This window comes from Hydrogenophaga sp. UC242_50 (assembly GCF_042697355.1).
Lineage (GTDB): Bacteria > Pseudomonadota > Gammaproteobacteria > Burkholderiales > Burkholderiaceae_C > Hydrogenophaga.
Genome location: NZ_CP170553.1, coordinates 2,419,033 through 2,439,373, shown reverse-complemented (window position 1 = coordinate 2,439,373; position 20,341 = coordinate 2,419,033). Strand labels below are relative to the sequence as shown.

At 71.0% G+C, this 20,341-nt stretch carries 17 protein-coding genes and 4 pseudogenes; 13 read left to right on the top strand and 8 right to left on the bottom strand.

Going from position 1 to position 20,341, the window contains the following annotated elements:
* Window positions 1-12: 12 nt before the first annotated feature.
* The 3 genes and pseudogenes from ACFJGX_RS12500 to ACFJGX_RS12490 all read left to right on the top strand — a co-directional run.
* Window positions 13-393: pseudogene (locus tag ACFJGX_RS12500) on the top strand (DUF4256 domain-containing protein); the annotation flags it as partial.
* 94 nt (window positions 394-487) lie between these two features.
* Entirely contained in the window at window positions 488-559 is a 72-nt protein-coding gene (locus tag ACFJGX_RS12495; RefSeq protein ID WP_382328688.1) for a DUF4256 domain-containing protein, read from the top strand.
* A 70-nt stretch (window positions 560-629) separates the two neighbouring features.
* A pseudogene (locus ACFJGX_RS12490) lies at window positions 630-1,307 on the top strand (MmgE/PrpD family protein); the annotation flags it as partial.
* Between the two features lie 35 nt (window positions 1,308-1,342).
* Here ACFJGX_RS12490 and ACFJGX_RS12485 read toward each other — a convergent pair.
* Window positions 1,343-1,516 (bottom strand): hypothetical protein, encoded by a 174-nt coding sequence (locus ACFJGX_RS12485; RefSeq protein WP_382328487.1) that lies wholly within the window; start codon window positions 1,514-1,516, stop codon window positions 1,343-1,345.
* Here ACFJGX_RS12485 and ACFJGX_RS12480 point away from each other — a divergent pair.
* Both ACFJGX_RS12480 and ACFJGX_RS12475 read left to right on the top strand, forming a co-directional pair.
* A pseudogene (locus ACFJGX_RS12480) lies at window positions 1,464-1,574 on the top strand (hypothetical protein); the annotation flags it as partial. The gene ACFJGX_RS12485 and the pseudogene ACFJGX_RS12480 sit on opposite strands and share 53 nt — an antisense overlap.
* Before the next feature lie 85 nt (window positions 1,575-1,659).
* A complete protein-coding gene (locus tag ACFJGX_RS12475) occupies window positions 1,660-2,001 on the top strand; it encodes a hypothetical protein (protein ID WP_382320968.1) in 342 nt (113 codons plus the stop codon).
* A gap of 11 nt (window positions 2,002-2,012) precedes the next feature.
* On the opposite strand, the gene ACFJGX_RS12470 is transcribed toward ACFJGX_RS12475, so the two are convergent.
* Window positions 2,013-2,786 (bottom strand): IclR family transcriptional regulator, encoded by a 774-nt coding sequence (locus ACFJGX_RS12470; RefSeq protein WP_382320970.1) that lies wholly within the window; start codon window positions 2,784-2,786, stop codon window positions 2,013-2,015.
* Between the two features lie 116 nt (window positions 2,787-2,902).
* Between ACFJGX_RS12470 and ACFJGX_RS12465 the strand changes: the two genes are divergently transcribed.
* Genes ACFJGX_RS12465 through ACFJGX_RS12440 form a run of 6 tightly spaced genes read left to right on the top strand, consistent with a single transcriptional unit; the run spans window position 2,903 to window position 10,988 of the window.
* Window positions 2,903-4,357 carry an FAD-binding oxidoreductase gene (locus tag ACFJGX_RS12465; RefSeq protein ID WP_382320972.1) on the top strand — a complete coding sequence of 485 codons (1,455 nt, stop codon included), beginning with the start codon at window positions 2,903-2,905 and terminating at the stop codon, window positions 4,355-4,357.
* 15 nt (window positions 4,358-4,372) lie between these two features.
* Window positions 4,373-5,734 carry an adenylosuccinate lyase gene (purB, locus tag ACFJGX_RS12460; RefSeq protein WP_382320975.1) on the top strand — a complete coding sequence of 454 codons (1,362 nt, stop codon included), beginning with the start codon at window positions 4,373-4,375 and terminating at the stop codon, window positions 5,732-5,734.
* Between the two features lie 56 nt (window positions 5,735-5,790).
* Complete coding sequence (locus tag ACFJGX_RS12455) at window positions 5,791-6,786, top strand: tripartite tricarboxylate transporter substrate binding protein (protein ID WP_382328485.1); 996 nt, start codon at window positions 5,791-5,793, stop codon at window positions 6,784-6,786.
* A gap of 13 nt (window positions 6,787-6,799) precedes the next feature.
* Entirely contained in the window at window positions 6,800-7,660 is an 861-nt protein-coding gene (locus ACFJGX_RS12450) for a sulfurtransferase (RefSeq protein WP_382320980.1), read from the top strand.
* Window positions 7,661-7,692: 32 nt separating this feature from the next.
* Window positions 7,693-8,667, top strand: coding sequence for a Bug family tripartite tricarboxylate transporter substrate binding protein (locus ACFJGX_RS12445; RefSeq protein ID WP_382328483.1), 975 nt, complete (start codon window positions 7,693-7,695; stop codon window positions 8,665-8,667).
* Window positions 8,667-10,988, top strand: coding sequence for a molybdopterin-dependent oxidoreductase (locus ACFJGX_RS12440; protein WP_382320984.1), 2,322 nt, complete (start codon window positions 8,667-8,669; stop codon window positions 10,986-10,988). The genes ACFJGX_RS12445 and ACFJGX_RS12440 overlap by 1 nt, the downstream gene beginning before the upstream one ends.
* Here the strand turns inward: ACFJGX_RS12440 and ACFJGX_RS12435 are convergent.
* Window positions 10,980-11,729 carry a 2OG-Fe dioxygenase family protein gene (locus ACFJGX_RS12435; RefSeq protein ID WP_382156245.1) on the bottom strand — a complete coding sequence of 250 codons (750 nt, stop codon included), beginning with the start codon at window positions 11,727-11,729 and terminating at the stop codon, window positions 10,980-10,982. The two genes, ACFJGX_RS12440 and ACFJGX_RS12435, sit on opposite strands and share 9 nt — an antisense overlap.
* A gap of 315 nt (window positions 11,730-12,044) precedes the next feature.
* Between ACFJGX_RS12435 and ACFJGX_RS12430 the strand changes: the two genes are divergently transcribed.
* Window positions 12,045-12,257 (top strand): hypothetical protein, encoded by a 213-nt coding sequence (locus ACFJGX_RS12430; protein ID WP_382320987.1) that lies wholly within the window; start codon window positions 12,045-12,047, stop codon window positions 12,255-12,257.
* An 86-nt stretch (window positions 12,258-12,343) separates the two neighbouring features.
* The gene (locus ACFJGX_RS12425; RefSeq protein WP_382320989.1) at window positions 12,344-13,114 is read left to right on the top strand and encodes a DUF2189 domain-containing protein; all 771 of its coding nucleotides are present in this window, start codon (window positions 12,344-12,346) and stop codon (window positions 13,112-13,114) included.
* A gap of 3 nt (window positions 13,115-13,117) precedes the next feature.
* On the opposite strand, the gene ACFJGX_RS12420 is transcribed toward ACFJGX_RS12425, so the two are convergent.
* From ACFJGX_RS12420 to ACFJGX_RS12400, 5 genes and pseudogenes are all read right to left on the bottom strand, one after another.
* On the bottom strand, window positions 13,118-14,122 hold the full coding sequence (locus ACFJGX_RS12420) for an MDR family oxidoreductase (RefSeq protein WP_382320991.1): 1,005 nt from the start codon (window positions 14,120-14,122) through the stop codon (window positions 13,118-13,120).
* Between the two features lie 3 nt (window positions 14,123-14,125).
* Window positions 14,126-14,359 carry a hypothetical protein gene (locus ACFJGX_RS12415; RefSeq protein WP_382320994.1) on the bottom strand — a complete coding sequence of 78 codons (234 nt, stop codon included), beginning with the start codon at window positions 14,357-14,359 and terminating at the stop codon, window positions 14,126-14,128.
* A gap of 38 nt (window positions 14,360-14,397) precedes the next feature.
* Complete coding sequence (locus ACFJGX_RS12410) at window positions 14,398-15,735, bottom strand: efflux transporter outer membrane subunit (protein WP_382328686.1); 1,338 nt, start codon at window positions 15,733-15,735, stop codon at window positions 14,398-14,400.
* Window positions 15,736-15,842: 107 nt separating this feature from the next.
* Window positions 15,843-19,072, bottom strand: a pseudogene (locus ACFJGX_RS12405) (efflux RND transporter permease subunit).
* A 23-nt stretch (window positions 19,073-19,095) separates the two neighbouring features.
* Window positions 19,096-20,316 carry an efflux RND transporter periplasmic adaptor subunit gene (locus tag ACFJGX_RS12400; RefSeq protein ID WP_382328481.1) on the bottom strand — a complete coding sequence of 407 codons (1,221 nt, stop codon included), beginning with the start codon at window positions 20,314-20,316 and terminating at the stop codon, window positions 19,096-19,098.
* Between the last annotated feature and the right edge of the window lie 25 nt (window positions 20,317-20,341).

Sequence of the window (20,341 nt, the reverse complement as noted above, 5' to 3'; positions counted from 1 at the left end):
AGGGGGCGCCACATGAAAGCCGAACAACGCGACGAGCTGCTGCGCACCTTGAAGCAGCGGTTCGAGAAGCACATGAAGCGGCATGCCAAGGTCGGCTGGGCCGACGTGCTGGCCCGCCTTCAGAGCAAGCCCGACAAGCTGAACACCCTGGCCGAGATGGAGAGCACGGGCGGCGAGCCCGACGTCATCGGCACGGCGGACGAGCACGGCGCCTACCTGTTCTGCGATTGCGCCGCCGAAAGCCCGGCGGGGCGCCGCAGCCTGTGCTTCGACGGCGAAGCCCTGGCCGCGCGCAAGGAGAACAAGCCGGCGGGCAGCGCGGCCGAGATGGCCCAGGCCATGGGCGTGTCGCTGCTGACCGAGGCGCAGTACCGCCAGCTTCAACAATTCGGCGAGTTCGACCTGAAGACCTCCAGCTGGGTGCGCAGCGCCGCCCGAGATCCGCAAGCTGGGGGGCGCCCTGTTCTGCGACCGGCGCTACGACCAGGTGTTCACGTACCACAACGGCGTGCAGTCGTATTACGCCTCGCGCGGGTTCAGGGGCTGGGTGAGCGTCTGAATCGGCGCATCGGTTCGTGGTGGGGCTTGGTTTATATAATGAAACACATTTCATTTAATGAACCAGTCACATGCCCTCCACCCACGAGTCCACCCTGGTCGCCCACCTCGCCAGCCTTCAGCAGCGGCCCCTCTCTGACGCCACGCGCGAGCGGCTGGCCCAGGCGCTGCTGGACTGGTTCACCGCCGGCTGGGCCGCCGTCGGCATGCCGGGCGCCTCGGCGCTGAGGGCGCTGGCCCGCACCAGCGTGCCCGGCCCCGGGCCGGCGCCGGTGTTCGGTGGCGCCCCGGCGCAGCCCCTGGCGGCCGGCTTCGCCAATGCGGGCATCGCGCACCTGCGCGAGATCGACGACGCGCACCGCGCCGCCATGCTGCACCCGGGTGTGGTGGCGATCTCGCCGGTGCTCGCGCTGGCGGCCACGCAGGCGCTGTCGATGCGCCGCGCGGCGGACGCCATCGTGGCCGGCTACGAGGTGGCGCTGCGGGTGGGCGAGGCCTTGGGCACCCGCCACGCCGCGGGCTTTCACGCCACCGCGACGGCGGGCACGGTGGGGGCGGCGGCGGCCAGCGCGGTGGCGCTGGGCCTGCCGCAGGCACAGCTGCACCACGCCCTGGGCATCGCGGCCACCCAGTCGGCTGGCCTGTGGCAACTGGTCGATGACGAGGCCCACGAGGCCAAATCGCTGCACCCCGGCTTCGCGGTGCGCAACGGCCTGATGGCCGCCTGGGCGGCACAGGCAGGTTTCCCCGGCGCGCGCGCATTCGTCACGGGGCGGCGCGGCCTCTACGCGCTGCTGGGTGGCGACGGCCCCTTGACCGCGCTGGACAGCGACCTGGACGCGCCCGAGCGCCTGAACACCGCCACCATCAAGGCCTGGCCTTGCTGCGCCCAGCTCTTCACGCCGCTGGACGCCACCCGCGAGATCCTCGACCAGCATGCGCCTGCCGTGCAGGACATCGAGTCGGTGCAGGTGGTCATCTTTCCGCACGCGCTGAAGATCGCTGGCGTGCACTGGCCCACCAAGCCCGCGGAGACGCCGTTCTGCCTGCGCTACGTGGTGCGCAGCGCTGCTGATCCAGGGTCGGCTCGGCATCGCCGACATGGAAACGCCCGACCTGTCATCGCCCGTGCTGCTGGCCCTGGCCGATCGCGTGCACGTGAGCACGGACGAGGCCTTTCAGCGCGGCTTCCCGGAAAAACGCCCCTCGCGCGTGACGGTCACGCTGAAGGACGGCCGCAGCCTGAGCGCCTACCGCGAGCTGCGCCGGGGCGACCCGGAAGACCCTTTCGACTGGGCGCAGTTGCAGGCGCGCATGCGGGCCTTCGCGCCGGCCATGACCGACCCGCAGGCCGCGCAGCTGACCCGCTGGTGCGGGGCCTTCGCGGACGCGTCGAACGACGAGGCGCCCTGCCGGCCCAGCGCCGACCTCTTCGGCATTTGAGCAGGGCCGCGTCAGGCGGTCGGCACGCGCCAGCCATTGGGCGCGGCACTGGCGAAGCCCTGCAGCGCGAGTTCCTGGCGCACGATGTCCGCCGCCTTGCGCTGGGCCACTATGTTGTGGCGCGAGGCCAGGCCGATGACGACCATGGCGCCCAGGAAGGTCCCATCGCCGTCGAACACCGGCAGCGCCACCGAGGCCATCTCGTCCACGCGTTCGGCACGCGTCATGGCGTAGCCCTTGGCGTCGATCTCGGCCTGGTGCGGCGTGGGGCTGCCGGTGAAGGCCAGCAGGATGTGGGCCGATGAGCCGCCCGCCGCCAGCGGCAGGCGCGTGCCCACCTCCACATGGTGGCGCACCTCCTTGACCGTGTTCTCGCGGTAGAGGCACACGCGGTCGTCGCCGCTGCGGATGTAGAAGGCCACGGTCTCACCCGTCTGCTGCATGACCGCGTGCAGCACGGGCTGCAGGCGCGTGCCCAGATCGAAGGTGCTGCGGTAGAGCATGCCCATGTGCAGCAGCGCCGGGCCCGGCGCGTAGCTGCCGCTGTCGAACCGGTGGACCATGCGCGCGCGCTGCAGCACGCCCAGCAGGCGCAGCAGCGTGGCCTTGTCCAGCCCGGTGCACTCGGCCAGTTCGCGCAGGGACATGCGCAGGCGGTCCTCGCGAAAGCATTCGAGGATGGAGATGCCGCGCTCGAGCACGCCCGCGGGCGGCTTGGGGGCGCTGGCGTTCGCCGGCTCGCCAGAAAGGACCGATGGGGCTGGGTGGTTTTTGCTTGGCTTCATGGTGGGTGTCCGCGACTGCGGATTATCTCGGTTGACAGCGGGGGTGGCCGGATTTATAGTTTCATTCATTGAATCATAGTTCATTGAATGAAATGAACAAACCCAACACACCCACCATGTCGAATGCCCCTGACCCCCTGGTTGCCGAACTGATCGCGATCGTCGGCGCCAGCCATGTGCTGACGGACGACGCGGCCACCGCGCGTTACGTCGGCGACTGGCGGCGCAACTTTCCCGGCGCCGCGCGCGCCGTGGTGCGCCCCGCCAGCACGGCGGAGGTGTCGCGCGTGGTGGCCGCGTGCGCGGCGAACCAGGTGGCGGTGGTGCCGCAAGGCGGCAACACGGGCCTGGTGGGGGGCTCCACGCCCGACGCCTCGCGCAGCGAAGTGCTGCTGAGCCTGGACCGCATGACCGCCGTGCGGCGCGTGGACCCGCTGGACAACAGCATGACGCTGGAGGCCGGCTGCACCGTGCTGGCGGCGCAGGAAGCCGCCGCCGCCCAAGGGCGCCTGTTCCCGCTCTCGCTGGCCTCGGAGGGCAGCGCCACAGTGGGCGGTGTGGTGTCGACCAACGCCGGCGGCGAGCAGGTGCTGCGCTACGGCAACACGCGCGACCTGACCCTGGGCCTGGAGGTGGTGCTGGCCGATGGCCGCGTGCTCGACGCCCTGGGCGCCCTGCGCAAGGACAACACCGGCTACGACCTCAAGCAGCTGTTCATTGGCGGTGAGGGCACCCTGGGCATCGTGACGGCCGCCACCTTCAAGCTGTTCGCGCCACCCCGGCAGGTGGTCACCGCCTGGGTGGCCGTGCGCGATCCGCAGGCCGCCGTGGAGCTGCTGGCCGAGCTGGGCGCGGCGGTCGGCGAACGGGTCACGGCCTTCGAGCTGATGGGGCGCCAGGCGCTGGACCAGGTGCTGGCGCACGGCACACCGGGCATGCGCGATCCCCTGCCCGGCGGGTACGGCTGGGCGGTGCTGTTCGACGTGTCGGAAACCTCCACCCGCATGGACCCCTCGCCCGCGGTGGAAGACGTGCTGGGCCAGGCGATCGAACAAGGCCTGGTGCTGGACGCGGTGCTGGCCCGCTCGGGCCAGCAGAGCCACGACCTGTGGGCCTTGCGCGAGCACGTGCCCGAGGCCCAGCGGCTGGACGGGCCGTCCATCAAGCACGACATCTCGGTCGCCGTCTCGCGCATCCCCGAGTTCATCGCCGAGGCCGGCGCGGCGCTGCAGGCCTTGCTGCCCGGCGTGCGCGTGGTCTGCTTCGGCCACGTCGGCGACGGCAACCTGCACTACAACCAGAGCAAGCCCCCGGGCATGCCGGACAGCGACTTCCTGCGCCACGAAGACACGATCCACGACACGGTGCACGCCATCACCGCGCGCCTGCATGGCTCGATCTCGGCCGAACACGGCATCGGCCGCCTCAAGCAGGCCGCCTTCCTCCACCACAAGCCGCCCATCGCGCTGGAGCTGATGGCGCGCATCAAGCAGGCGATCGATCCCGCCAACACCTTCAACCCCGGGCGCGTGCTGCCGCGCGCGCTGCCCGTCCCCCAACCCGTTCTCTAACCCTTCAGGATTTCCATGCCCGTTTCCGTCTTCGACATGCAATCGCTCCAGCACCTCTGGGGCACCGATGAGCTGCGCCGCATCTTCGGCGAAGAGAACCGCATCCAGAAGTGGCTCGACTTCGAGGCCGCCCTGGCCGCCGCCCAGGCCGAGCTGGGCCTCATCCCGGCCGCCGCCGCCCAGGAGATCGCGCAGCAGGCGCGGGTCGAGCACATCGACATCGCCACCATGTCGGCCGAGATCCGCCGCATCAAGCATTCGCTGGTGCCGGCGCTCAAGCAGCTGCAGGCCCGCTGCAGCAAGGACAACGGCGAATGGGTGCACTACGGCGCGACCACGCAGGACGTGGTCGACACCGGCGTGGCCCTGCAGCTCAAGGAGTTCCACGCCGTGGCGCTGCGCGACCTGAAGGCGGTCGGCCAGGAGCTGGCCCGCCTGGCCATGGCGCACCGGGACGTGCCCATGGCCGGCCGCACCCACGGCGTGCAGGCCCTGCCCATCACCTTCGGCCACAAGTGCGCGATCTGGCTCGACGAGCTCGGTCGCCACCACGAGCGCCTGGTGCAGGCCGCGCCGCGCGTGCTGGTCGGCATGCTGGCCGGCGCCGTGGGCAGCCAGGCCTCGCTGGGCCCCAAGGCACAGGAGCTCGAACAGCTCATGCTCACCAAGCTGGGCCTGGGCACACCCGCCATCAGCTGGGCGCCCGCGCGCGACCGCTTCACCGAGTACGCCAACCTGCTGGCCATGCTGGGCGCCACGCTCTCCAAGATCGGCAACGAGCTGTTCAACATGCAGCGCAACGAATTCGGCGAGGTGGAAGAAGGCTTCTCCGACGGCAAGCTGGGCTCGTCGACCATGCCGCACAAGCGCAACCCCACCTCCGCCGAAAACCTGGCCGGCCTCTCGCGCCCGCTGCGCTACAACGCCGCCATGATGGTCGAGGGCATGGTGCAGGAAAGCGAGCGCGACGGCATCGCCTGGAAGATGGAATGGAAGGCCCTGCCCGAGTGCTGCCTGATCGCCGGCGCCATGCTGTTCCAGGCCAGGAACCTGCTGGCCGGCCTGAAGGTCAACGCGGACGTGATGGCGGCCAACCTCGACAAGATGCGCGGCTACCTGCTGTCCGAGCGCGTGATGCTGGAGCTCTCCGAGCGCGTGGGCAAGCAGACGGCCCACGAGTGGATCTACGAGGCCTCCATGCACGGCATCACGTCCCGGCTCGACTTCGCCGACGCCATGCGCCAGCACGAAGGCCTCTCCAAGCTGCTGAGCGACGACGAGATCCGCGACTTCACCGACCCGCTGCAGTACCTCGGCCAATGCGGCGCCACGGTGGACCGCGTGGTGGCCCAGCAGCAGCCCTGGCTGCGGGACTGAGATTCTCTGCCTGCGGCACAGCTGCTTCCTTCCCCCACAACAATGGAGACCAACCGATGAACCACCCTGCCCTCAAAGCCCTTCGCCGCCGCACCATGCTGGCCCTCGCGCTCTCGCTCGGCCTGGGCGCGGCCGCACCGGCCTTCGCGGCCTACCCCGACCAGCCCATCAAGCTGGTGATCGGGTTCCCGCCCGGTGGCGGTGGCGACCTCTACGGCCGGCTGATCGCCAACGCGCTGAGCAAGAGCCTGGGCCAGACCGTCGTGGCCGACAACCGCACCGGCGCGGGCGGCAACATCGCCGCCGACCTGGTGGCCAAGGCCAAGCCCGACGGCTACACCCTGCTGCTGGCCATGAGCGGCAACCTCGCGGTGGCGCCGGCCACCCGGCCGCAGAGCATCCCCTACAAGGTGCCCGAAGACTTCGCGCCCATCGGCATGATCCTGGAAGCGCCGCACGGCCTGTTCGTCGCGCACGGTTCGCGCTTCAAGACGGCGCGCGAGCTGCTGGACGCGGCCAAGACACAGAAGCTCAGCTTCGCCTCCACCGGCGCCGGCGCGGCCGCGCACATGGGCATGGAGATGGTGGTCAAGGAGGCCGGCGTGGAGATGCTGCACGTGGCCTACCGGGGTTCCGGCCCGGCCATCACGGACATGCTGGGCGGCCAGGTCGACAGCTTCTTCGCCACCGCCTCGCCGCTGGTGAACCAGGTGCGCCAGGGCCAGCTGCGGCTGCTGGCCATCACCGGCGACAAGCGCAACCCGGCCATCCCCGATGTGCCGACCTTCAAGGAGCTCGGCGTGAACGTGCCGGTGACGCAGTGGTACGGCCTGGTCGCGCCAGCAGGCACGCCCGAGGCCGTGGTCAAGCACCTGTCGGACCACCTGAGCCGCGCGCTCGCCACACCGGAAGTGCGCGACGCCATCCGCCGCGACGCCGCCACCGAGCGCAACCTGCCCATGGACGCGTTCCGCGGCTTCATCCTCGAAGACATCGCGCGCTACAAGGCCGCGCTCACGCCGGCCCTGCTCAAGGAAATCTCCAGCAAGTAAGGGCACCCGCTTCATGATCACCTTCGACACCCTGATCTCCGCCGACGAACTCGCGGCCGCCCAGAAGAGCGGCGCACCGCTGATGGTGCTGGACTGCAGTTTCGAACTCACCGACCCGCAAGCCGGCCAGCGCGCCTACGACAGCGGGCACCTCCCGGGCGCGCGCTACGTGCACCTGGACCAGGTGCTGTCCACCGCGAAGACCGGCCGCAACGGCCGCCACCCGCTGCCCAGCCGCGAGACCTTCGCCGCGGCCATGGCCGCCCTCGGGCTCGATGCGGACACGCAGGTGGTCGCGTACGACAACGCCGGCGGCATGTACGCGGCGCGCCTGTGGTGGATGCTGCGCTGGGCCGGCCACCCGGCCGTGGCGGTGCTCGACGGCGGCATCGCCGCCTGGAAAGCGGCGGGCCACGCGCTGAGCCAGGACGCGCCGGGCGCGCCCGCCCCGGGCAGCTTCCGCCTGAAACCCTCGCTGGTCACCACGGTGTCGTACGACGAGGTCAAGGCCAACATCGACAGCGCCGAGCGGCTGGTGCTGGACGCGCGCGCGCCGGACCGCTTTCGCGGCGAGAACGAAACCATGGACCCGATCGGCGGGCACATCCCCGGCGCGCGCAACCGGCTGTTCAAGGACAACCTGGGTGCGGACGGCCGCTTCAAACCGGCCGCGCAGCTGCGCCAGGAATTCGACGCCATCACCGGGAGCCGGCCGGCGGCGCAACTGGTCAACCAGTGCGGCTCCGGCGTGACCGCCTGCCACAACCTGCTGGCCATGGAGGTCGCCGGGCTGCGCGGCGCGGCGCTCTACCCCGGCTCGTGGAGCGAATGGAGCGCCCAGCCGGGCGCCCCGATCGCCACCGGCGCGGCCTGACACCCTCTCACCAAAAAACACTGGAGACCTTCATGCACCTCACACCCCTGCTGCGCCGCGGCGCCCGCGCGGTCGTGGCCGCCGGGCTCATGGGCCTCGCCGCCGTGGCCTCGGCCCAGTACCCGGATCAGCCGATCCGCCTGCTGATCGGCTTCCCACCCGGGGGCGGGGGCGACCTCTATGGGCGCACCATCGCCAACGAGCTGGGCAAACACGTCGGCAAACCCATCGTGGTCGAGAACCGGCCCGGGGCGGGCGGCAACATCGCCGCCGAACTGATGACGCAGGCCAGGCCCGATGGTTACACCCTGCTGCTCGCCATGAGCGGCAACGTGGGCAGCGCGCCGGCGATCCGCACCAACCTGCCCTACAAGGTGCCCGACGACTTCGTGTTCGTCAGCCAGCTGGTGGAAACGCCCTATGGCCTGGTGGTCCGTGGCGACTCCCCCATCAAGACCATCCAGGACTACATCGCCACCGCCAAGGGCGGCAAGATGACCTACGCCTCCACCGGCACGGGCGGTGCCGCGCAGATCGTGATGGAGATGGTCAAGCAGCAAGGGGGCCTGGACATCCTGCACGTGCCCTACAAGGGCTCGGGCCCGGTCATGACCGACCTCATGGGCGGCCTGGTCGACAGCTTCTTCGCGCCCTACACGCCGCTCATGGGCGCCATCAACGGCGGCAAGCTGCGCCTGCTCGCGGTCAGCACCGACAAGCGCATCCCCAGCATGCCCCAGGTGCCCACGCTCAAGGAGTCGGGCATCGACGTGGTGATGACGCAGTGGTACGGTCTGGCCGCGCCCAAAGGCACGCCGCAGCCCGTCATCGACAAGATCACCCGGTCCGTGAAACAGGCCATGCAGGCACCGGAGGTGCAACGCGTCTACAGCGCGGACGGCGCCCAGGCCTCGTCCCTGACCGGGGCGGCCTTCCGCGACTTCGTGCTCAAGGACATCGCCAACTACAAGCGCGGCGTGGAGCGCGGCAACCTCAAGGCGGAATAGTGTCTTTGCCCTCCTCGTTTTCATCTGAACCCGACATCGCCCTGCGCCCGCACAGCGCCCACTGGGGTGTCTTCTCCGCCGGTTGGCAGAACGGCGAACTCGTCGTGCGGCCCCACGCGGGCGACCCCGACCCGAACCCGCTGATCGACAACTTCAAGACCGCCCTGCACCACCGCGCCCGCGTCACCACGCCGATGGTGCGGCGCGGCTGGCTCGAGAACGGCCCGGGGCCCGACGCGCGGCGCGGCGACGACCGTTTCGTGCCCATGGCCTGGAACGAGGTGCTGGACCGGCTCGCGGACGAACTGCGGCGCGTGCAGCAACAACACGGCTGCGAGGCCATCTTCGGCGGCTCCTACGGCTGGTCGAGCGCGGGGCGCTTCCACCACGCGCAAAGCCAGGTCCACCGCTTCCTGAACACCACCCTGGGCGGTTACGTGCGCTCGGTGAACAGCTACAGCGCCGGCGCCTCGGGCCCGATGCTGCCGCACGTCATCGGCACCATGGAGGAGGTGGCGCGGCGCAACGTCACCTGGGAGCAGATCGTCGAACACACCGACGTGGTGCTGGCCTTCGGCGGCATGGCGCTGAAAAATTCGCGCGTGGCCTCGGGCGGCATCAGCCGGCACATCGAGCGCGAGTCCATGCGCGCGGCCGCCGCGCGCGGTTGCCGCTTCGTCTCCATCAGCCCGCTCAAGAGCGACCTGCCCGACGAGGCGGCGTTCGACTGGCTGCCCGCCGTGCCCGGCACCGACACCGCGCTGATGCTGGCCCTGGTGCACCAGCTCGTGAGCGACGGCGCGCTCGACCGCGCCTTCATCGATCGGTACTGCGACGGCTGGGAAGCCTTCGAGGACTACCTGATGGGCCGCGGCGACGGCGTGCCCAAGAGCTGCGCCTGGGCCGCGCCGATCTGCGGCCTGCCCGAGCGGCAACTGGTCGACCTGGCGCGCGCGCTGGTTGGCCAGCGCGTGCTCGTGGTGGTGGCGCATTCGCTGCAGCGCTCGCAGCACGGCGAACAACCGGTCTGGATGGGGGCGGTGCTCGCGGCCGCGCTGGGCCAGCTCGGCCTGCCCGGCGGGGGCTACAACTACGCGCTGGGCACGCTGGCGCACTACGGCAAGCGCAACAACGCGGTGCCCGCCGCCGCGCTGCCGCAGGGCGACAACGGCGTGAAGGCCTTCATTCCGGTGGCGCGCATCAGCGACATGCTGCTGCACCCGGGCCAGCCCTTCGACTACAACGGCCAGCGCCGCACCTACCCGCACATCCGCCTGGCCTACTGGGCCGGTGGCAACCCCTTCCACCACCACCAGGACCTCAAGCGCCTGGCCGACGCCTTCCGCACGCTCGACACCTTCGTCGTGCACGAGATCGCCTGGACCGCCACCGCGCGCCACGCCGACATCGTGCTGCCCTGCACCATGACGCTGGAGCGCGAAGACATCGGCGCGACCCCCACCGACCCGCTGGTGGTCGCCATGCACCGCATCGCCGAACCCCATGGCCTGGCGCGCGACGACTACGACATCTTCTGCGACCTGGCCGGGCGCCTGGGCGGCCTGCAGGCTTTCAGCGAAGGCCGGAACACGCGCCAATGGCTGGCGCACCTGTACGAGCGCACGCGCGCCGGGCTCGAAGCCATGGGCCAGGAGGCACCGGACTTCGAGACCTTCTGGCAACGCGGCGAGCTCCTGCTGCCGCAGAAGGACGACGATGGCGGCATCCTGCGCGCCTTCCGCCACGACCCCGAGGGCGCGAAGCTCGCCACGCCCAGCGGCAAGGTTCAGATCAGCTCACCCGTGGTGGCCGGCTTCGGCTACGCGGACTGCCCCGGCCACCCGGCCTGGCTGCCCCCGAGCTTCGCGCCCGATGCGGCCCACCCGCTGTGGCTGGTGGCCAACCAGCCGCATTCCAAGCTGCACAGCCAGCTCGACTTCGGCGCCCACAGCCAGTCCACCAAGCGCCAGGGCCGCGAGGTGTGCACCCTGCACCCGGCCGCGGCCGCCGCGCGCGGCATCCGCGAGGGCGACACCGTGCGCCTCTTCAACGAGATCGGGGCCTGCCTGGCCAGCGCGCGCCTGTGCGCCGACATGCGCGAAGACGTGATTCAGCTGCCCACCGGCGCCTGGTACGACCCCGTGCAGGATGCCCAGGGCCGGCCGATGTGCGCGCACGGCAACCCCAATGTGCTCACCCGGGACATCGGCACCTCGTCGCTGGCCCAGGGCTGCGCGGGCCAGCTCAGCACGGTTCAGGTCGAGCGTTTCGACGGACCGCTGCCGCCGATCCGCGCCTACGAACCGCCGCCGTCAGGCTGAGGCGTCGCCCTGGAAGGCCCCGCTGCGGTAGGTCACGACCAGCGTATCGCGCCAGCCGAGGGCATCGCCTTCCAGCGGCTGGATCGGCGTGCTCTCGTGGATCACGCGCGCGTCGTCGAGCAGCAGCAGCGACCACGGCTCGCGCAGCGTGAAGCGCTGGCCGCTCGGGCCGTTGGCTTCGAACACGCGGCTCTCGCCGCCCTTGATGGCGTGGCGGTCCACCATGAACACGGCCACCAGGTCCACACCGTCGCGGTGCGCGCCTTCGGGCGTGGGCCGGCCGATGCCGTCGGTGGTGTCGATGCGGAACACGTGGGCCTCCACGCTCCAGGGCTGCGCGCCGCGCAGCGCGCTGGCGGCCTCGCCCAGCCGGGCCAGCAGGCGGCTCCACACCGGCTGCGCCACCGTGGCGGGCTCCATGGGTTCGAACCAGCGCTGCATGCCGCCGTGCAGGGCGTTGTACTCCAGCGGCTGCCAGTGCGCGCGGTGCGGCACCTGCCGCACGCGGTCGTCCTCCACCACGAAGCAGCTGTGGCGGCGGCTGCGGTAGCGCCCGCCGTCCTTCAGGTAGGCGTCGGGCGGCAGCTGGTTCCAGCCGGTGTGCAGCCCGGCCAGGTCCACCGGCCGCGCGGCGAGCCACTCGCCCACGGCCTCGGCGCTCAGCAAGGCGAAGCCGGTGGTTTTCAAGGCGCTGTGCACATCGGACAGCGGCACGTAAGGGGGCTGGAATTCGCTGGTCATATGGCCGCCCAGTGTAGCGGCGCGCCAGCAGGCCCACGGCCTGTCGGGCCTTGGCGTGGCGCGCGTTTGCGCTGGATCAAGGCGCCGGCGCGCCGCCGCTGCCAAGCTTGGGCCCCAAGGAGCAGCACCCGATGGAAAGCACCGCGCAATGGACCGAAGCCCTCTGGCTGGACTTCGACCCGCTGGACAACATGAACCGCGAACTCATGGCGCGGCTGGCCCGCGCGCAGACCGCCAGCGACGCGAAGCTGCCGCAGGCCTGGGCCGAGCTGGTGTCGCACGCTGCGCACGCATTTCGGCCAGGAAGACAGCTGGATGCGCGAGACCGGCCACGGCCAGGCGGACGCGCACGCGCTGGCGCACCGCGTGGTGCTCAACCTGCTGCGCGAGGGCCTGGGACAGGTCCGCGGCGGCCAGCTCGGGACCGTGCGCCAGATGGCGCGCGAACTGGGTTCGTGGTTCGCCAAGCACACGCACGCCTTCGACGCCGGGCTGGCGCTGCACCTGCGAAGCCACGCGCTCAGCTGAACCGATCCGCTGCACCGACCCGCCACCGTTCCCGCGCACCAGCCACCCACCCACGAGATGGCGCGCCATTCCCGAGGAGACAAGCCATGACCGAAGAATCCCCACCGCCACCGCCGTCGGTGTTCGAGCTGCGACTGGCCGAGCTGAACGCCGGCGACCCGCTGCGCTGGCTGCGCCTGGGCTGGCGCGATTTCCTGCGCAGCCGCGTCGGCCTGTTCTACGGCCTGTGTTTTTTCCTCATGGGGCACGCGCTCATGGCGGTGTTCCGCGCCGCGCCGGCCTATGTGCTGGCGCTCTCGGCCGGCTTCCTGCTGCTGGGGCCGTTCCTGTGCCTGGGCCTGTACCACGTGAGCCGCGCGCTGCAGGAAGGCCGCGAGCCCTCGCTGCCGGACTCGCTGCTGGCCTGGGAGCAGACCAAGGGCTCGATCGCGATCTTCGCGGGCGTGCTGCTCATCCTGGAGATGCTGTGGGGCCGCGCCTCGCTGGTGGTGTTCGCGGTCAGCTTCAGCACCCTGCCCGACACCGCCAACCTGCTCTCGCAGCTGCTGGCGCGCGAGAACCTGGAGTTCCTGATCACCTACACCCTGGTGGGCGGTGTGTTCGCGGGCCTGATCTTCGTCACCAGCGCGGTCTCGATCCCCATGATCCTGGACCGCGAGGTCGATGCGATCTCGGCCGCGCTCACCAGCATCCGCGCCTGCCTGCAGAACCCGGGCGTGATGGCCTGGTGGGGCGCGCTGATCACGCTGCTGGTGGTGCTGGCAATGCTGCCCTGGTTCCTGGGTCTGATCGTCGTCGGCCCGGTGGTGGGCCACGCCACCTGGCACGCCTACCGCCAGGTGGTGCCGCCGCGATGAAGCTCAGGCCTTGAGCTTCACCACCAGGCGCCCGCGCACCTGGCCGGCCAGGATCTGGCTGCCGGCGGCGATCGCGTCGGGCAGCGCGATCTCTGTCGTGATCGACGCCAGCTGTTCGCGGTTGATCGTCTTCGCGAGCGCGTCCCACGCGGCCTCGCGTTGGGCCATGGGCGCCATCACACTGTCGATGCCGTAAAGCGTGATGCCGCGCAGGATGAACGGCGCCACGCTCGCGGGCAGGTCCATGCCCTGGGCCAGGCCGCAGGCCGCCACCGCGCCGCCGTAGCGTGTGCTGGCGCAGGCGTTGGCCAGGGTGTGGCTGCCCACCGAATCCACCACGCCGATCCAGCGCTCCTTCTGCAGCGGTTTGCCCGGCGCGCTCAGGTCGTTGCGGTCGATCACGCTGGCCGCGCCCAGCGATTTCAGGTAGTCGGCTTCCTGCGGCCGGCCGGTGGAGGCCACCACGGTGTGGCCCAGACCGGCCAGCAGCGAGATCGCCACGCTGCCCACGCCACCACCCGCGCCGGTCACCAGCACCTCGCCGCTGCCGGCGGCCACGCCCGCGTCGGCCCAGTGTTTCTGCAGCGCCTGCACGCACAGCATGGCGGTGTAGCCGGCCGTGCCCAGCGACATGGCGTCGCGCTCGCTCAGCGTGTCGGGCAGGGCCACCAGCCAGTCGCCCTTGACGCGCGCCATCTGCGACAGCCCGCCCCAGTGCGTCTCACCCACGCCGAAGCCGTTGAGCAGCACGCGGTCGCCGGCCTTCCATTTCGGGTGGTCGCTCTGCGTCACCGAGCCGGCGAAGTCGATGCCGGGCACCATGGGGAAGCTGCGCACCACGGGCGATTTTCCGGTGATGGCCAGGCCGTCCTTGTAGTTGATGGTGGAGCAGTCCACGCGCACCGTCACGTCGCCGCTGGCGGGCAGTTGCGCCTCGTCGAGCTGCGTGAGTTCGCAGCGGTAGCCCGACTCGGGTCGGGTGATCAGCAGGGCTTCGAACACGGGCATCTCCTAGGAAGGGGTGGCAGGGGCCGACTCGCGCCACAGGCGCACCGTGAGCCACCAGGCCAGCAGCGAATCGGTCAGCGCCATCAGACCGAGCACGAGGCGCAGCGCGTCGGGCGGGTCGGTGAGCTGCACGAACAGCACGATGCAGGACGACAGCAGCTGCAGGCCGACCATGAGCCAGAACAGGCCACGGTGCGGCTGCCAGAGGCGGCGGAGGGTCTCGGACGGGGACGGCATGCCCTATTGTGCCGGCCCCGGCCCGCCGCCGAGGTCGCTCAGGCGCCCCGGGCGGGGGCGCCCGCCTCCCAGCCGCCGCCGATGGCGCGGATGAGCCGCACCGTGGCCTGCTGCTGGGCGGCCTCCACGCGCTGGGCCTGCCGCCGGTTGATCAGCTCGTTGCGGCGCGCGTCGAGCAATTCGAGCTGGCTCACCAGGCCGTTGCGGTAGCGCGTTTCCGAGATCGCGCTGGCGCGCTGCGCGGCGCTGACCGCGCGGCCCTGGGCCAGGGACTGGTCCTGCAGCCAGCGCAGGGCGGAGAGCTGGTCTTCGACCTCGCGGAAGGCCGTGAGCACCTGGCCGCGGTAGCTCGCGGCGGCGGCGTCGAGTTGCGCCTGCGCGCCCTGCACACCGGCCTCGCGCCGGCCGCCGTCGAACAGCGGCATCGACAGCAGCGCGCCCACGCCCCAGGCGCGCGCCGACCACTTGAACAGGTCGCCGAGGTCGGGCGAGGCATAACCCGCGGCCGCCGTGAGCGACACGCTGGGGAACCACGCCGCCTGCGCCACGCCCACGCGGGCCTGGGCGGCCAGCAGCGCGGCCTGCGCGGCGGCCACGTCGGGCCGGCGGGTGAGCACGGTGCCGGGCACGCCGGCCGGGATCACGGGCAGCACCCGGGCACCGTCGGCGGGCGCCAGCGCGAAGCCGGAGGCCGGCTCGCCCACCAGCACGGCCAGCGCGTGTTCGAGCTCGGCGCGGCTGCGGCCGAGCGCGAACCCCTCGGCCTCGGTGGCGGCCAGCTCGGTCTGGATGCGGATCACGTCCAGCTCGGCCACGTCGCCGGCCTCGAAGCGGCGCTGCGTGAGGCGCAGCGTGTCCGCATAGGCGGCGGCGGTGTCCTGCACCAGGGTGCGCTCGGTGTCCACCGCGCGCAGGGCCAGGTAGGTCTGGGCCACCTCGGCCTGCACCAGCAGGCGCGTGCTCTGCAGCAGGGCTTCGCGCGATTGCGCGTCCAGCGCGGCCGCGTCGCGCGCCCCCGCCAGGCGCCCGAACAGGTCGAGCTCGTAGGACAGGTTGACGCCGGCCTGCAGCAGCGTGGCCGGCGTGGCGCCGTTGGCGGTGTTGGCACCGGCGCCGCGCGAGGCGTCGGCGCCCACACCGATCTGCGGCAGGCGGTCGGCCTGCGCGCCGCGCACCAGCGAGCGCGCCTGGGCCAGGCGGGCCGCGGCTTCGTGGATGCTGGTGTTGCCGGCGGCGGCGCGTTCGGCCAGGTCGTCGAGCACCGGGTCGTTGAACGCCTTCCACCAGGTGCCCCGGGCCTGCGCTTCGGCGGGCTGGGCGATGGTCCAGTGTTCGTTCTGGCGCGGCTGTTCCTTGAACTGCGGCGGCGTGGGCACCGACGCCGGCAAGGGCGGCAGCGCGGTGGCGCAGCCGGCCAGCACGAGCGCGGCGGTCAGCGTCAGCAGGCGATGAAAATGTTTCACGGGATTCACCTTCCGGGTCTTCAATGGGTCAGGGGAGCGGCGGGCACGGCGCGGGCGCTGCCGCCACCGCCGGAGGCGAAACCCTCCAGGTGCGGCACGGTGCCGTGCAGCTTGAGCGCGCGGTTGCCGGCCAGGCGGCGCAGCAGCACGTAGAACACCGGCGTGAGGAACAGGCCGAAGGCGGTCACGCCGATCATCCCGGCGAACACGGCCACGCCCATGGCCGAGCGCATCTCGGCGCCCGCGCCGGTGCGCCAGCACCAGCGGCAGCACACCCATCACGAAGGCCAGCGAGGTCATGAGGATGGGGCGCAGCCGCAGGCGGCTGGCTTCGATGGCGGCCTGCACAGGCGAGCGCCCGGCGAACTCCAGCTCGCGCGCGAATTCCACGATCAGGATCGCGTTCTTCGCCGACAGCCCCACCAGCACGATCAGCCCGATCTGGGTGAACACGTTGTTGTCGCCGCCGTCCAGCCACACACCCGTCATGGCCGCGAGCAGGCCCATGGGCACGATCAGGATGATGGACAGCGGCAGCGTGAGGCTCTCGTACTGCGCGGCGAGCACCAGGAACACCAGCAGGATCGCCAGCGGGAACACCCACAGCGCGGAGTTGCCGGCCAGGATCTCCTGGTAGGTGAGCTCGGTCCACTCGAAGCCGATGCCCTGCGGCAGCGTCTCGGCGGCGATGCGCTCGATCGCGTCCTGCGCCTGGCCGGACGAGAAGCCGGGCGCGGGCCCGCCGTTGATGTCGGCCGAGAGGTAGCCGTTGTAGCGCATGGCGCGCTCCGGGCCGAAGCTGGAGTTCACCTTCATCAGCGCCGACAGCGGCACCATCTCGCCCGAGGTCGAGCGCACCTTGAGCAGGCCCACGTCTTCGGCGCGCGCGCGGTAGGGCGCGTCGGCCTGGGCGCGCACGCTGTAGGTGCGGCCGAACTGGTTGAAGTCGTTCACGTACAGGCTGCCGAGGTAGATCTGCATGGTGTCGAAGATGTCCGTCACCGGCACGCCGAGCTGGCGCGCCTTGGTGCGGTCGATGTCGGCGTAGAGCTGCGGCACGTTGACCTGCCAGCTCGTGAACATGCCGGCGAGTTCGGGCGTCTGGTAGGCCTTGGCGATGAAAGCCTTGACCGCCGCGTCCATCGCTTCGTAGCCGAGCGAGGCCTTGTCTTCCAGCTGCAGCTTGAAGCCCCCCGTGGTGCCCAGGCCCGCCACCGGGGGCGGCGGGAACATCACGATGAAGGCGTCCTGGATCTCGCCATAGGCCTGGTTGAGCTGGCCCGCGACGGCGCCGCCGCTCTGGTCGGCGCGCCGGCGCTCGGCGAAGGGCTTGAGCGTGGCGAACACGATGCCGGAGTTCGAGCTGTTGGTGAAGCCGTTGATGGACAGGCCGGGGAAGGCGATCGCGTCTTCCACGTTCGGGTTCTGCTTGGTGATCTCGCCCATGCGGTGGATCACGTCTTCCGTGCGGTCCAGCGTGGCGCCGTCGGGCAGCTGCGCGAAGCCGATCAGGTACTGCTTGTCCTGCGCCGGCACGAAGCCGCTGGGCACGGCCTTGAACAGGCCGAAGGTCACGCCCACGAGCGCGAGGTAGATCACCATCATCAGCGCCTTGCGCGAGATCACGCGCCGCACGCCGCCGCTGTAGGCCTCGGCGCCACGGTGGAAGAAGCGGTTGAAGCCACGGAACAGGCCGCCGAAGATCCGGTCCATGCCGCGCGTGAGCGCGTCCTTCGGCGCGTCGTGGCCGCGCAGCAGCAGGGCCGCGAGCGCGGGCGAGAGCGTGAGCGAGTTGATGGCCGAGATCACGGTGGAGATCGCGATGGTCACCGCGAACTGCTTGTAGAACTGGCCGGTGAGGCCGCTGATGAAGGCCAGCGGCACGAACACCGCCACCAGCACCAGCGCGATCGCGATGATGGGTCCGGAGACCTCCTTCATCGCGCGGTAGGTCGCGTCGCGCGGCGACAGGCCGGCCTCGATGTTGCGCTCCACGTTCTCCACCACCACGATCGCGTCGTCGACCACGATGCCGATCGCCAGCACCAGCCCGAACAGCGAGAGCGCGTTGATCGAGAAGCCGAGCAGGTGCAGCACCGCGAAGGTGCCCACCACCGACACCGGCACCGCCAGCAGCGGGATGATGGAGGCGCGCCAGGTCTGCAGGAACAGGATCACCACCAGCACCACCAGCGCGATGGCTTCGAGCAGGGTCGTGATCACCGACTGGATCGAGGCGCGCACGAACTGCGTGGGGTCGTAGGCGATGCGGAACTCCACGCCCTCGGGCATGTTCTTCTGCAGCTCGGCCATGGTGGCGCGCACCTCGGCCGAGATGTCCAGCGCGTTGGAACCCGGCGCCTGGAACACGCCCATGCCGACGGCGGGCTGGTTGTTGAGCAGCGAGCGCAGCGAGTAGTCGGCCGCGCCCATCTCCAGCCGCGCGATGTCGCGCAGCCGGGTCACGGCGCCGTCGCCACCGGTCTTGACGATGATGTCGCCGAACTCCTCTTCGGTCTGCAGGCGGCCCTGCGCGTTGATGGAGAGCTGCATGTCCACACCGGGCAGGCCCGGCGAGGCGCCGACCACGCCGGCGGCGGCCTGCACGTTCTGCGCAGCGGATCGCGCTCACCACGTCGCTGGCCGAGAGGCCGCGCTGCGCGACCTTCTGCGGGTCCAGCCAGACGCGCATGGAGTAGTCGCCACCGCCGAAGATCTGCACCTGGCCCACGCCCTGGATGCGCGCGAGCCGGTCCTTCACGTTGAGCACCGCGTAGTTGCGCAGGTAGTTGATGTCGTAGCGGTCGTTGGGCGAGACCAGGTGCACCACCATCGTGATGTCGGGCGAGCTCTTGACCGTGGTCACGCCCAGTCGGCGCACTTCCTCGGGCAGGCGCGGCTCGGCCTGCGACACGCGGTTCTGCACCAGCTGCTGGGCCTTGTCGGGGTCGGTGCCGAGCTTGAAGGTCACGGTCAGCGTCATCACGCCGTCGGTCGTGGCCTGGCTGCCCATGTAGAGCATGCCCTCCACGCCGTTGATGGACTCCTCCAGCGGCGTGCGCCCGGTTTCGGCGATCACCTTGGGGTTGGCGCCCGGGTACTGGGCGCGCACCACCACGGAAGGCGGGGCCACCTCGGGGTACTCGGAGATCGGCAGGCCGCGCAGCGCGACCAGGCCGGCGATCAGGATCAGCAGCGAGAGCACGCCCGCGAAGATCGGCCGATCGATGAAGAATTTCGAGAGGTTCATGGTGTTCTTTTCACGCGCGGGGCTCAGGACCTGGCCACCGCCACCGCGCGCTCGGGCGTGCCGGCGCGGGCATTGTTCATGGGCACGGCTTGCGGTTGCACCACGTCGCCCGGGCGCACGCGCTGCAGGCCGTTGACGACGATGCGCTCACCGGGTTTGAGGCCGCTGAGCACGGTGCGCAGGCCGTCGACCGGCGCGCCCAGCGTGACCTCGCGGTACTCGGTCTTGTCGCCCTCGCCCACCACCAGCACGTATTTCTTGTCCTGGTCGGTGCCGACGGCGCGCTCGCTCACCAGCAGGGTGCGCGCGGTCTGCGGCTGGCCCATGCGGATGCGCGCGAACTGCCCGGGCATCAGGCGCCCGTCCTTGTTGTCGAACACGGCGCGCACGCGCACCGTGCCGCTGCGCGGGTCGACCTGGTTGTCGATCAGCTGCAGCTGGCCGGCGTAAGGCGTGTCGCTGGTGGCCGAGGTGCCCATCTGCACGGGAATGCGCTCGACCGCCGGGCGCGCGCCGCCGGCCAGGCCCTGCAGCGCGCCGGAGACGGTTCTTTCATCGGCATCGAAGCTGGCGTAGATCGGGCTGACCGAGACCAGGGTGGTGAGCACCGGCGCGCCGGGGCCGGCGGCGACCAGGTTGCCCACGGTCACCTCCAGCTTGCCGATGCGCCCCGCCACCGGCGCGCGCACCTGGGTGTAGCCCAGGCTCAGGCGCGCGGCCTGCAGCTGCGCCTGCGCGGCCTTGAGGTTGGCCTCGGCTTCGCGCAGCACGTTCTCGCGGTCGTCCAGCTCGCGCTGGGCGATCGCCTTGTCGTCCCACAGGCGGCGCGAACGGGCGTGTTCGTTGCTGGCGTGGGTCACGCGGGCCTGCGCGGCGATGACCTGGGCCTCGGCGCGCGCGAACTCGGCTTCGTAGGGCGCGGGGTCGATGGACACCAGCAGGTCGCCCTTGCGCACCAGCGCGCCTTCGCGGAAATGCGTGGCCTGCACCACACCGGCCACACGGGAGCGGATGTCCACCCGCTCGACCGCCTCGAGGCGGCCGGAGAACTCCTGCCAGGCGGCCACGTCGCTCTCGGCCACGGTGCGCACGGAGACCGGCATGGGCGGGGGTGCGCCCACCGGTGCGCTGGCCCGGGCCGGGCTCGCTTCCTGGACGAGCACGACGCCCGCGACGATGAGGACGGCCAGGGCGGCGGCGGTGGGCCACCAGACGCGGCGCTTGAATTGGGACAGGTCGGACATGTTTTTTCCTTTTTGAGGGCGAACG